Raw genomic sequence first — 13,673 nt, 5'->3', positions numbered from 1 at the left:
TATAAAAACAAATATTTAGCTTTGTCTAAATTTAAATTTATAGTGACAGAAAAACAAAATTTGATTTGGAAAAAACTTGTTTACCTTCTTACGGGGGTTTTTTGCTTTGTCTCTTTTTCAGTTCAGGCCCAAAAGTCTGAAGTTCAAGGAGTCATTCTAGATAATAGAGAACCTGTTCCTTTCGCGAATGTCTATTTGGAAGGAACTACTTTGGGTACTTCTTCTGATGAAGAGGGAATATATGTTTTGAAGAATATTCCTGAGGGAAAATATAAATTAAAAGTCACCGTCTTAGGGTATAACGACTTTTCGAAAAGTATTTCTATTGGCGCAAATGAGAAATTGAACATTCCCATTAAACTGACCGCAACCTCAGAGCAGCTAGAAGAAATGGTGGTTACAGGTACTCTTAAAGCAGTAAGTCGTTCTGAGAGTCCGGTTCCTGTGGAAGTATATAGTCCCACTTTCTTGAAAAAGAATCCGACCGCCAGTATTTTCGAAGCATTGCAAAATGTGAATGGTGTACGTCCTCAAATCAACTGTAATGTTTGTAATACGGGTGATATTCATATCAATGGCTTGGAAGGTCCTTACACCCTAGTCTTAATTGATGGAATGCCCATTGTAAGTGGCTTAGGAACTGTTTACGGATTATCGGGAATTCCGAATTCTTTAATTGAACAAATCGAAATTGTGAAAGGCCCTGCTTCAAGTTTATATGGCAGTGAAGCCGTTGGCGGACTCATTAACATTATCACCAAAAATTCGTTAGAAGCTCCTGATTTTGCCGCAGACGCTTTTCTAACCGGATGGGGCGAATACAATCTAGACCTAGGAGGTAAAATCAATATTGGAAAAAAAACAGACCTACTTTTGGGTGTAAACTATTTCAATTATGACGAGATAATTGATAATAACGGAGACAACTTTACCGATTTAACCCTTCAAGACCGTATTTCTGTTTTTCAAAAATGGAGTTTTCAACGCAAAGAAAATCGCATTTTTTCACTTGCAGGTCGTTTTTTCTACGAAGATAGATGGGGCGGCGAATTGCAATGGACACCCGAATTCAGAGGCGGCGATGAAATCTATGGTGAAAGTATTTATACCAGACGTTGGGAAGTATTGGGCAAATACCAATTGCCTGTTAAAGAGAAATTGCTACTTTCTTTCTCTTATAACGACCACGCACAGAACTCCGTTTATGGCAATGTTCCCTATCTGGCAGACCAACGCATTGGTTTTACGCAATTGACTTGGGACAAAAAAGTGGGCAAACATGATGTATTGGTGGGTAGTGCGCTACGGTACAACTATTATGATGACAATACTACGGCAACTGTTTCTGCTGATGAAGTGGTTATTCCTAGTCTATTTGTGCAAGATGAAATTAGTTTGGCAAAAAAACATTCCCTTTTAGTAGGCGTACGGTATGATTATGACACCCGTCACGGAAATATCTTCACGCCCCGAACCGCCTACCGTTGGAAAATGACCGACAATGATATTCTCCGCCTAAACGCAGGTACCGGTTTTCGAGTCGTCAATCTTTTTACTGAAGACCATGCTGCGCTCACCGGTGCCCGAGATGTGATTGTAACCGAAGCATTAGAACCCGAACGTTCCTTTAATGTAAACCTTAATTATTTGAAAAAGATATATGGCGACAATGGTACTTTTGCTACGATTGATGCCTCTGTTTTCTATACAAACTTTAGCAATGCTATTCTACCAGATTACGATACCAACCCCAATCAAATCATATATGACAATTTAAACGGGACTTCAATTTCACAAGGAATAAGTGCCAATATCGATGCCGTTTTTCCTTCGGGATTTAAATTTTCATTGGGAGCCACCCTCCAAGATGTAAGACAGACTGAAAACGGAGTTTCAAGACGCCAAATACTAACCGAAAGCTACACCGGAACATGGAATTTTGGCTACAACTTTAGAAATCTAAAATTAAGTGTTGATTATACTGGAAACCTATACGGACCAATGCGTTTGCCAACCCTCGGTGAGAATGACCCACGAAGCGATTTCTCCCCGGTTTGGAGCATTCAAAACATACAATTCACCTATAAAGGACTTGACAATTTTGAGTTCTATGGAGGTATCAAAAACCTTTTAGATTGGACACCTAATCGCGGCAACCCTTTTATCATTGCAAGAGCAGATGACCCTTTTGATAAGAATGTGACCTTTGATAGCAATGGTGACGTGGTTGCGACGGCAGATAACCCAAATGCGCTTACTTTTGACCCATCTTATGTGTATGGCCCAAATCAGGGTATTCGTGGTTTTTTTGGTCTTCGCTATCGTATCAACTAATAGCATACATATTTTAAGAAGCGCTTTGATTTAATCCATCAAGTATTTTCCTATCTTTCCAAGTAATATGTTGCAAAGATGAAACGCTCTTTAAAAAACCTCTTGCTACTTGGTATTCTTGCTGAATTGGTCATTTTCTCGATATCATATTGGGCAGATACGTCACCAGAGGTAACTTTTCGCTACGCAGCTCGATTTTCGGGTCGCCTCTCCGCTTTTACGTTTTTGTTTGTTTTTTATTTATTTGCTAAATCATTCCCCTCCTCCGTCTCACAGAATAAGAGTTTTCGAAATGGTTTAATACTATTTGCGATGCTGCACTTGATTCATTTTGGGTTTTTGGCTACTAATGTATATCTGAATGAAATTCCGCTTGTACCAACCAAGCTTGCTGGCGGTGCTTTGGCTTACGTAATGATAGTTTTTGCCCCGTTTGTATTGCACAAGGTAAAGCCTGCGCTGCAATTGGTATACTTTTACTATGTAAGTATTGTTATGTTTGTAACCTATTTGGCAAGAGCGAAAGGAGATTTTCAAGGAGCTGAACCCAATTGGTTTCACTACATGATGCTACTTCTTTTTATCAGTTCGAGTATGTTATTTGGATTTTGGATGATACAAAAAAATAGAAAAGTAAGTGCCGATTAGATGCATCAATACGACTACATTATTATAGGTGCCGGTGCCGCAGGGTTAATGCTTGCAGATGCCATGATTTCCGATGATTTCTTTGCAGGAAAATCTATTTTACTTTTGGATAAGGATACGAAACAAACCAATGACCGCACCTGGTGCTTTTGGGAAAAGGGGGAAGGGCAATTCGATGCGATAGTTAATAAACAATGGAATCATATATACTTTGGTGGGAAACAATTTTCAAAACGCTTTAATATCAACCCGTATACCTATAAAATGATTCGAGGTATTGACTTCTACAGGACGCTTTTGCAAAGAATAGAAACTCACCCCGGTTTTGTTTTCAAACAGGCAGAAGTTACTGAGGTATTAGATGATGGGGATATTGTAAAAGTTTCAACCTCTACAGAAATCTATACCGGAAGGAAGGTTTTCAACAGTATTTTCAACTATAAAATGGCAACGTATCAAAGTAAATATCCTGTGTTGCAGCAGCATTTTTTAGGTTGGTTTGTAAAAACGAAAAAATCGGTTTTTGATACTGACCAAGCCACGTACATGGACTTTTCAATTCCTCAAAAGGGAAATACGCGTTTTATGTATGTGCTGCCGACATCCGAGAATGAGGCGCTATTGGAATACACTTTGTTTTCTAAGGATTTACTTCCTAAGGAGGAATATAAAAATGCAATTAAGTCCTATTTGGAAAAAGATTTGAATTGTTCTGAATATGAAATCATTGAAACCGAAATGGGAAGCATTCCCATGACCTGTTATGATTTTCAAGAGCATCACACAGAAAACATACGTTACATCGGGACAGCAGGTGGCTGGGCAAAACCTAGCACAGGGTACACTTTCGCTAGTACAGCTAGAAAAATTCCCGTATTACTTGAATATATCAAAACCAAAAAACCTTTGCATAGTTTGAGTTTTAAAAATCGATTTTGGTTTTATGATTTGTTGTTATTAGATGTATTGTACAAAGACAATGCAAATGGCTATCATATCTTTGAAACGCTATTCAAAAATAGAAGTCCAAAGTTGATTTTTAAGTTTTTAGACGAAAAAACATCTCTTCCGGAGGATTTAAAGTACATCTTAGGCTGCCCAAAAAAACCCTTTATGAGGGCACTTCTTAAAAGAATGTTTTAGACAGTCTCATGGTTTAGCTTAGTTGATGGTATTGCCGTTCATCTCGCAAGCGAAATCATCAGGTTGCCAAATGTTCTTTTGATCTTTTAAGTTTACTTCAGATACACCGATATTTCGACCGTCCTTGTCCTGCAAAGGATTTCCTTCACAATCCAACACAAAGATAATTTTGTTAATTGCTGGATTGCAATCACCCAGAATAAAAACAGTCTTTCTTTTTAACTTGGCTTGAGAAATATAACAATACCTCATGTATTCGGTTGGATTTGCTTCTCTTTCAGAAATTATATCTTTCAACCAAAGTAAATCTTGAGTGGCATCATCAAAATCACATTTAGGAATATCATATTTACTGCATGAGTTGATCAAACAAAAGACAAATAATAAAAGAAGAGTTTTTTTCATGATGGATACACCTACACCTTGTAATTCTTTAGATGCGCGCACAATCAAAAAGTTGCGTAAACCATTAATTTTATCAAACTTTTCTTCGCATCAGATTCTCTCCGAAAAGATGCAACAAATCTTTTTTATCATCAGATATTTTCAGTCCATCCAGCACAGTAAACGCCTTTTTTGTAAAGTTTTCAATTTCTTGCTGAGTACGCTCCGCAGAACCACTTTCGACAAAAATCTTCTTAATGGTTTTTATCTTATCAGAAGGGTCTTGAGGTTGAATGGAAAACAAATCTGAAAGTTCTTTCTTTTGAATCGCTGTACCCATTTCCAATGATTTCAAGTATAGAAACGTCTTTTTGTTCTCAATGATATCACCACCTACTTGTTTTCCAAAAGTTTTAGGGTCTCCAAAGGCGTCTAAGTAGTCATCTTGAAGTTGAAAGGCGATACCTAAATTCCGACCGAATTCATAAATGCTATTCTGGTCTTCAATAGATGCTTTAGCAATTATACCACCCATTTTCAATGCTGCTGCAACCAAAACCGCAGTTTTAAATTCAATCATTTTTAAGTACTCCTTTTGAGTAACATCATCACGTGTTTCGAAGTCAACATCATATTGCTGCCCCTCGCAAACTTCAATGGCGGTTTGACTAAATAATTTGGCCAAATCTCGAAAAGTCTCACCTTCATAATTTTCAAACAATTGATAGGCATTGATGAGCATTGCATCACCTGAAAGGATTCCTGTATTGATATCCCATTTTTCATGAACCGTTTCTTTACCTCTTCGCAAAGGGGCATCATCCATAATATCATCATGAACCAAAGAAAAGTTATGAAAAACCTCAATAGCCAAAGCAGCATCAAGTGCATTTTTATAGTTCGTTCCAAACACTTCGGTAGCCATAAGAACCAAGACTGGGCGCAAACGTTTTCCACCTAAACTCAATATATAAGTTATGGGTTCGTAAAGGTTAATTGGTTCTCTAGTGACGGTTTTGGACTCCAAATACGAAATGAATTCATTTCGATAGTGTTCGATTGAATGCATGCAGCAGATTTTCTTCAAAAATACGTCCATTGTTACAAATAAGTTACATAAACGTCAAATGTTCAAAAGAAAACCGATTAAAAACGCAATAGTTTTTTAATTCGTCGTCTTTATAATTGAAGATCAATCAAAAAGTAACTCTTGAATGGTTTCTGATTCAGAAAACTATAAAAATCTAAGGACCTTTTTTAATGAGGAATATCATTCATTAAAAACCTATACGCAATCAAGAATTGATGATGCGTCAGATAGAGATGCTGAAGATATTGTCCAGGACGTAGCATTAAAATTATTCTCAAGACCTGATACGGCTTCCCCAATACATAATATTGCTGGCTTTGTCTATAATTCCATACGCAACAGAATTATAGACATCATGCGAACTAAAAAAGAGCAAGTACACATTGAAAATGATATGGAGACAAAGTTAAGCCGTTTCACCGAACTGTTTTATGGAAAATCAGATAACGGATATTCCGAAGACATGAAAAAGGAACTCAAAAAAGCAATTATCAATTTAAAACCTGTATACCGAAACATTATAAAAGCAATTGATTTTGAGGGATACACCTATAGTGAGTTGTCAATGCAAACAGGCATTCCAAAAGGGACTCTAATGTCACAACGTCACCGGGCAATTGCAATACTGTTCAAAGAATTAGAAACAAAAAAAGAAACTAAGAATTAAAATTATACCTATGAAAGAATATGTAGAACATCAAGTAAAAGGCAAAGCCGAAAAATTCTTCCGCGGTGCCTTCAAAGTATTTTTTATGATTATAGCGGCGATAGTATTTCTATTACTATTTGGTTATGGATTTATGCTATTATGGAATTGGCTCATGCCTGAAGTCTTTGGACTTCCGAGCTTAAGTTATTGGCAAGGGGTAGGAATACTAGTAATGGCCAAATTATTGTTTGGAAATTTTGAAGGTAAGGGCCATAAAAAACATTCTAAAAAAGGGCGCAAACATTTCAGAAACAAGATGAACGATTCTTGCAAAAGTGACTTTTCGAAATGGGAGTTTTATGATAAATTCTGGAAAGAAGAAGGAGAGAAAGCCTTTGAAGCTTACGTAGAAAGGGAACAAAATAATGAACAAGGATATTAGTCACCTCATATGTTAAAAAAATGTAAAACTTAGGAAACTTTAAATGTTTTTAAAGTTTCCTGTCCTATATTTGGCGTCCGAAACGTCATGAAGGAAAAGATTTTACATAAAGCGACAGATATGTTCTTGAACTATGGCTTCAAGAGTGTTACTATGGACGACATTGCTAACAAAATGGGCATTTCCAAAAAAACCATATATGCACATTACGCAAACAAGACTAAGCTGGTAGAAGATACTTCAATGCATCTTTTTCACATAATTTCTGGCGGTATCGACCATATTTGCAGTTTAGAAAAGAACCCTATCGAGGAGCTATATGAAATTAAGAAGTTTGTAATGGTTCACTTAAAAGATGAAAAATCCTCTCCCCAATATCAACTACAGAAATATTATCCAAAAGTTCATGGAACCTTACGCGACATGCAGTTTGAAATGATGCAGGAATGTGTTGTCGATAATATTAAACAAGGTATTTCATTGGGAATTTATAGAGAAAACTTAGACATCGAATTTGTTTCACGAATTTATTTCTCAGGAGTAAATAGCATTAAAGACATTCATGTTTTCCCAGTGAATAAATTTCCTGTATCAAAACTCATGGATGATTATTTGGAATACCATCTTAGAGGAATTGTAACTCCCAAAGGACGAAAAATATTAAACAAAATCATCAATTCAAATCAAGGATAGCATGCGAAATCATATTTTAACCATCTTAACTTTACTTACCTTAAGTATAGGGCTTTCTCAAGAAGAAGTAACCAATACCAATAGTTTCACCCTTCAAGAAGCCATAGACTTCGCCTTAAAAAACAACTACAGTGCAATCAATGCTGATCGCGACTTAATCGATGCTAGAAAGCAAAAGTGGGAAACCATTGCCACGGGTCTTCCACAAATTACTGGTGCGATTGGTTATCAAAATCAGTTGAAACAGCCGGTATCATTGCTGCCAGCGGCCGCTTTTGACAACACCCAAAGCACCATTGATGTGGTGAATGATTATTTTGATGCTACTCAGACCAATTTTGATATTAATACTCCTGATGGTTTTATTCCTATTGTTTTTGGCACACAACATTCTGCAACGGCAACAGCAACTCTTCGTCAGCAGATTTTCGACGGCTCTTATATTGTTGGTGTACAGGCAACCAAGGCCTTCTTGAGCTACAGTCAAAATAATAAAGAGAAAACCAGTTTAGAAGTCCGAAAAGCTGTTACTGAAGCCTATGGTAATGTATTGCTTGCCGAGGAGAGTGTTTCCATTTTTGAAAAGAACAAGGCGAATCTAGAAAAGAACCTTTTTGAAACCACCAAAATCTATGAAAATGGATTAGGAGATGAAGAGAGTGTTGAACAACTTCAAATAACACTTTCATCTGTAGATAACCAATTGAAGAATGCTGTTCGCTTAAAAGATATTACCCTTCAAATGTTGAATTTGGTTATGGGCATTGCCATTGATGCACCAACTCAACTAGAAGAAAATTTGGATGATTTAGCGCAAAATCAAATCGATTTTGGTTTAATTGAAAGCGATTTCAATTTGGAGAACAATGTGGATTTCAAGCTTGCTATGAATTTGAACGAACAGCGTTATTTTGAACATAAGCTGGCAAAAAGCAAGGCACTCCCCACGCTAAATGCATTTATAAATTATGGGACCTCGGGTTTTGGAAATGAGTTTGATTTTTTTAGTAGTAATCAGCAATGGTTTGACTCATCGGTATTAGGTTTTGATTTGAGTATTCCTATTTTCAGTTCTGGTAGAAGAAGTGCGAGCACAGCCAGAGCTAAAATAGCCTTAGAAAAAGCTAAAACTCAACTAAGTGAGGCAGAAGAGCAGATTCGGTTACAGCTTGAAAGCTCTAGAAGCAACTATATTTTGGCCATTGAACAATATGAAACCGCCAAAAGCAATCTCAACCTTGCAGAAAGAATTGAGACTAAAAATCAAATCAAATACGCCGAAGGTTTAGCCAGTAGTTTTGAACTACGCCAAGCACAAACCCAATTATATGATGCCCAACAAACGTACTTGCAAAGTATGGTGGAGGTCATCAATAAGAAAACAGAATTGGAAACTATTTTGAATAACAAATCCTAAGAAAAACATCAATCCTAAATATTATCAACATGAAAAAAATAATCTATTCCCTTATTGCAATCGTTACACTTGCATCATGCGGAAATAATGGTGAAAAGTCCGTTAGTGATTTAATCGCACAAGGTGATCTAGAAACTCTTCGTGCCAAAAAAACCGAAATCTCAGAGCAGCAAAGAGCCATAGAAAAAGACCTTCAACTATTGGATTCTGTTATCGCCGCTAAATCAGGTTTAGAAAAACTTCCTTTAGTCACCATCTTGACGGCTAAGGGTGAAAAGTTTGACCACTTTTTAGAATTACAAGGTGATGTAAAAACAAAGCAGAATGTATTGATCTATCCAGAAATGGCTGGCACCTTACAACGTGTTTTTGTCAAAGAAGGACAACGTGTAAAGAAAGGACAACTTTTAGCATCAATTGATGATGGTGGAATGAGCAGCCAGGTATCACAATTGAAAACACAGGCTGAACTGGCAAAAACGACTTTTGAACGTCAAAAACGTTTGTGGGAACAAAAGATAGGTTCTGAAATACAATATCTTCAGGCAAAATCAAGCTACGAGGCTACTGAAAATGCAGTGAAGCAAGCGCAGAGCCAACTAGGTAAGTCAACCATCAGAGCCCCATTCTCAGGTATTATTGATGACGTTATCAAAGATCAAGGAACTGTTGTAGCTCCAGGTCCAGGGGCGGAGGTATTCCGAATTGTAAATCTTTCCGACATGTATATTACGGTGGATGTTCCTGAAAACAACCTAGGTGGTATTTCAAAAGGTAAAGAGGCGAAGGTATATTTCCCCGTACTTGGAGATACGGTTATTTCTAAAATACGCCAGACCGGCAATTTCATTAACCCTAGTAACAGAGCGTTTAGTGTTGAAATTCCCGTTCCAAATAAAAATGGAAATATCAAGCCCAATCTTTCTGCACGTGTTAGTCTGAACGATTACAGCAGCGACAATGCTATTCTAATTCCCCAAGGAATTATTTCGGAGAATGCTGATGGAGAACAATACGTTTATGTAGCCTCAGAGCCAAATGATAACAAGGCAGTAGCGACTAGACGAATCATCAAAACTGGAAAAACACAAGGAAGTTTGGTAGAAGCTCTTTCAGGAATTAACGATGGTGACCTTCTGATTAAAGAGGGAGCCAGAACGGTTAAAGAAGGGCAAAATGTTCAAATCCTAAATACGGAGAGCGATGAGTAAACAAAAGAAAAACGCCAATAAGGAATTCAAAGTAGCATCTTGGGCAATTGACAATCCCTCGGTGATTTTTGTGATGATTGCTATCCTTTTATGGGTTGGTTTTTCAGCGTATCAATCCATGCCGCGAGAGGATTATCCTGAGATTGTGGAAACCAAGGTATATGTAAGCACACCTTATCCGGGAAACACGGCAGAGGACATCGAACGTTTGATAACCGACCCCTTAGAGGATAGATTGAAAAACGTAAGTAATGTGGTAGAAACAAGTTCTACTTCCCAGGAAGATTATTCGATAATTACCGTAGAATTTGATGAGGACATTACGGTTGAGCAAGCAAAGCAAAAGGTAAAGGACGAAGTAGATACTGAAAAGTCCAGTGAAGACTGGCCCACTTTCAACGGTGCAAAAGTAGAACCGAATATTTTCGATTTAAACCTGGCGGAATCTTTCCCGATTATGAACGTCAATTTCACGGGAGATTATCCTGTTGAAAAACTAAAAGAGTATGCGGAATATCTCGAAGACGAAATCGAAAACCTTCCACAAATAAAAGAAGTTGATATTCGAGGAGCTCAAAAGAAAGAAGTTGAAGTAGCCGTTGATGTGTACAAAATGATGGCCGCAAAAGTCAGCTTTCAAGATGTTATAAGCGCTATAGGAAATGGTAACATGACAATGTCCGCCGGGAACATTAAAACCAGTGAGCAACGCAGAACGATTCGAGTTTTAGGTGAGATTCAAGAGCCAAAGGAGCTTAATGAATTTGTCGTTAAGTCAGAGAATGGTGCGGTATATCTCAAAGATATTGCAACGGTAACTTTTGATGAAGAAGACAAGACCACATTTGCAAGGGAATATGGTGAAAGTGTTGTCATGCTTGATATAAAAAAGCGTTCAGGAACGAATACTATTGCCGCCACACAGGAAATTAGAGCGCTTGTGAAGAAAGCTCAGGCGGAGTATTATCCTGCAGATTTAAATATTTCAATAGCCAATGATTCTTCGGATAGAACATTAAACCAGGTTGACGATTTAGTGAATAGCATCATCTTTGGAATCATTTTGGTGGTAACCGTTTTGATGTTTTTCCTTGGATTTCGTAATGCCTTGTTTGTTGGGTTTGCAATTCCGATGTCGATGTTCATCTCTTTTTTCGTCCTAAATACTTTGGGACTGCTCATCGACAGCCTTAGTTTCACTTTGAATACGATGGTTTTATTCGGAATGATTATGGGTCTGGGTATGCTCGTGGATAATGGTATCGTGGTTGTCGAAAACGTCTATCGTTTGATGAGCGAGGGTATGTCGAGAACCGAGGCTGCTAAAAAAGGTATTGGGGAGATTGCAGTACCTATCATCATATCAACAATAACTACCGTTGCTGCCTTTGTCCCGTTGGGACTCTGGCCTGGGCTTTTCGGTCAATTCATGATTTATTTCCCAGTTACGTTATCAGTCGTATTAGGTTCATCGCTATTTGTGGCGCTTTTTATGAATTCGATGCTAGTTTCACAATACATGGAAATTGGTGATAAAGAGATTAGTCGCAAGGGTCTCATTAGAACATCAGCAATCGTTGGAGGTCTTGGCTTACTAATACTTTTCCTTGGCGGACCGGCAAGAGGATTAGGTACCGTAATGATTTTTACGGCGTTGATGCTCTGGGCCTATAAATACGTTATCAAAGGGTTGGCTAATAGTTTTCAGAACAAAGTAATGCCACGTTTCGAAGATTGGTATGAACGCCGAATTAAACATGCATTACGTGGTGGAAATGTGTATTGGTACTTTGGAGTCACAGTAGTACTACTATTAGTTACGTTCATGTTGTTTGGCATGTCAATAGGCTCAGGTAGAACCAAAATCGAATTCTTTCCAGAGAATAGCCCGAACGAGGTATATGTCTATATTGAATATCCCGAAGGGACGTCTATAGAGAAAACTAATACGATTACCAAGGCCATTGAAGATAGGGTCTATAAAGTCGTAGCTCGCGAAAAGTATAAAAGAGACTCGGATTACAATTACTTGGTAGAATCCGCGGTATCACAAGTTGGAGAAGGTGCTGGTAACCCACAAACCGATGGTGGTTCCTCTTCCGAAATGCCGCATCGCGGAAAAGTTACGGTTTCAATGCGGGAATTTAAGTACCGAAACGGATTGGATACCGAAGAACTCCGAGGCGCAATTCAAGAAGATTTAACAGGAATTTACCCTGGTGTTTCCATTTCTGTTGAAAAACTTGCAGAAGGACCTCCTGCAGGATATCCAGTAAATATTGAGCTACAAGGCAAAGACTATGACGAATTGATTAGTACTGCCGAAGACATTCGCAATTACTTGAATAGCAAGAATATTCCCTTCATTGAAGAATTAAAAATCAATGTAAACAAGAGCAAGCCCTCAATGCAGGTAGTTGTTGATAGACAAAAAGCGGGAGAGCTAGGTGTTGCTGTGGGGCAAGTTGGGAATCAGTTACGACGTTCACTATTTGGGGAAAAAGCAGGCGTGTTCAAGCAAGATGGGGAAGATTATGATATCAATGTCCGCTTTAATAGTGACCTACGATTTGATAAAAACGCACTCTTTAATCAAAACATCATTTTCAGAGACCAAGCTTCTGGGCAAATTAAAGAGATTCCCGTCTCCGCTGTTGCATCACAGAAAAATTCATCAGGTTTTAGCTCTATAAAACATCGCAATGGTAATCGTGTGGTTACCGTGTATTCGGGACTTACAGCTGGCGGAAATCCCGCAGAAGTAGTTGGTAACGTTATCAAAGAAATGGAGAATTTCAAAGGTATACCTGATGCTGTAAAAGTAGATTATACGGGCGAAATCGAGGAGCAAAACAAACAATTGAACTTTTTGGTAGGTGCCTTTTTTGGTGGCCTAGCATTAATTATGTTGATATTAATTTTCCAATTTGGAGGAATTTCAAAGCCCTTGATTATAATGATTGCCATCTTCTTAAGCTTTATCGGAGTTTTTGGTGGATTAATGATAACGGGATGGTCTTTCGTAATCATGATGACGATGATGGGTATTATTTCCCTTGCGGGAATCGTTGTAAACAATGGTGTTGTACTGTTAGATTATACCCAAATTCTCATCGACCGTAAAAAGGTAAAACTAGATATGGATGATAAAGATTTATTATCTATGAAAGATGTTACCAAAGTGATTACAAAAGCAGGTAAGGCACGTTTACGTCCAGTAATTTTAACGGCAATTACAACAGTTCTTGGATTAATACCTCTAGCAATAGGATTGAACATTGATTTTGCTTCGCTGGTAACCGAGTTTAATCCTAAAATCTATTTTGGAGGCGACAATGTTGTCTTCTGGGGACCCTTAGCATGGACCGTTATTTTCGGATTGATTGTCGCAACCTTCTTGACTTTGATTATCGTACCGGTACTTTTCAATATTACCTATCGTATAAAAACAAAAGTACGCGGATGGCGAAAACCTGAAAGGAATCTCGGTGAAGAACTTATAGCCAAAGATGAAGAATATGAGGTCCTCCCAAAAACGGGCACTTCAGATTAAATAACGATAGACTTTATAAAAAGAATCCTCGAAATTTCGGGGATTCTTTTTTTTACAACACTTTAGTCCTGAATACTTCTTAAATTTGTCGCTTCAAATAGAAATCATA

The 13,673-nt window shown here is 37.8% G+C and carries 11 protein-coding genes; 9 read left to right on the top strand and 2 right to left on the bottom strand.

The window, feature by feature from the left end:
* The first annotated feature begins 42 nt into the window (after nucleotides 1-42).
* The 3 genes from ACKWCD_RS08860 (at nucleotide 43) to ACKWCD_RS08850 (ending at nucleotide 4,125) form a co-directional block, all read left to right on the top strand.
* Entirely contained in the window at nucleotides 43-2,334 is a 2,292-nt protein-coding gene (locus tag ACKWCD_RS08860; RefSeq protein ID WP_413983582.1) for a TonB-dependent receptor, read from the top strand.
* 78 nt (nucleotides 2,335-2,412) lie between these two features.
* Nucleotides 2,413-2,982, top strand: coding sequence for a hypothetical protein (locus tag ACKWCD_RS08855; protein WP_413983581.1), 570 nt, complete (start codon nucleotides 2,413-2,415; stop codon nucleotides 2,980-2,982).
* Nucleotides 2,983-4,125 (top strand): lycopene cyclase family protein, encoded by a 1,143-nt coding sequence (locus ACKWCD_RS08850; protein WP_413983580.1) that lies wholly within the window; start codon nucleotides 2,983-2,985, stop codon nucleotides 4,123-4,125. It abuts the gene before it with no gap.
* 18 nt (nucleotides 4,126-4,143) lie between these two features.
* Here the strand turns inward: ACKWCD_RS08850 and ACKWCD_RS08845 are convergent, their stop codons facing one another.
* Together ACKWCD_RS08845 and ACKWCD_RS08840 are read right to left on the bottom strand one after the other, a co-directional pair.
* Nucleotides 4,144-4,572 (bottom strand): hypothetical protein, encoded by a 429-nt coding sequence (locus tag ACKWCD_RS08845; protein ID WP_413983579.1) that lies wholly within the window; start codon nucleotides 4,570-4,572, stop codon nucleotides 4,144-4,146.
* Between the two features lie 31 nt (nucleotides 4,573-4,603).
* A complete protein-coding gene (locus ACKWCD_RS08840) occupies nucleotides 4,604-5,578 on the bottom strand; it encodes a polyprenyl synthetase family protein (protein ID WP_413983578.1) in 975 nt (324 codons plus the stop codon).
* Between the two features lie 145 nt (nucleotides 5,579-5,723).
* Between ACKWCD_RS08840 and ACKWCD_RS08835 the strand changes: the two genes are divergently transcribed.
* The 6 genes from ACKWCD_RS08835 (at nucleotide 5,724) to ACKWCD_RS08810 (ending at nucleotide 13,564) form a co-directional block, all read left to right on the top strand.
* Nucleotides 5,724-6,266, top strand: coding sequence for an RNA polymerase sigma factor (locus tag ACKWCD_RS08835; RefSeq protein WP_413983577.1), 543 nt, complete (start codon nucleotides 5,724-5,726; stop codon nucleotides 6,264-6,266).
* A gap of 10 nt (nucleotides 6,267-6,276) precedes the next feature.
* Entirely contained in the window at nucleotides 6,277-6,690 is a 414-nt protein-coding gene (locus ACKWCD_RS08830; protein ID WP_413983576.1) for a hypothetical protein, read from the top strand.
* Nucleotides 6,691-6,777: 87 nt separating this feature from the next.
* Nucleotides 6,778-7,383 carry a TetR/AcrR family transcriptional regulator gene (locus tag ACKWCD_RS08825; protein WP_413983575.1) on the top strand — a complete coding sequence of 202 codons (606 nt, stop codon included), beginning with the start codon at nucleotides 6,778-6,780 and terminating at the stop codon, nucleotides 7,381-7,383.
* Nucleotide 7,384: 1 nt separating this feature from the next.
* Nucleotides 7,385-8,800, top strand: a complete 1,416-nt coding sequence (locus ACKWCD_RS08820; RefSeq protein ID WP_413983574.1) for a TolC family protein — start codon at nucleotides 7,385-7,387, stop codon at nucleotides 8,798-8,800.
* 29 nt (nucleotides 8,801-8,829) lie between these two features.
* On the top strand, nucleotides 8,830-10,011 hold the full coding sequence (locus tag ACKWCD_RS08815; RefSeq protein ID WP_413983573.1) for an efflux RND transporter periplasmic adaptor subunit: 1,182 nt from the start codon (nucleotides 8,830-8,832) through the stop codon (nucleotides 10,009-10,011).
* Entirely contained in the window at nucleotides 10,004-13,564 is a 3,561-nt protein-coding gene (locus ACKWCD_RS08810; protein ID WP_413983572.1) for an efflux RND transporter permease subunit, read from the top strand. Before ACKWCD_RS08815 ends, ACKWCD_RS08810 begins: the two co-directional genes overlap by 8 nt.
* The last annotated feature ends 109 nt before the right edge of the window (nucleotides 13,565-13,673 follow it).

The sequence above is a fragment of the Maribacter taeanensis genome (assembly GCF_047345145.1).
Classification (GTDB): Bacteria; Bacteroidota; Bacteroidia; order Flavobacteriales; family Flavobacteriaceae; genus Maribacter_C.
Note: the sequence above shows the minus strand (reverse complement) of the source record. Positions and strands in the feature narration are given on the sequence as shown.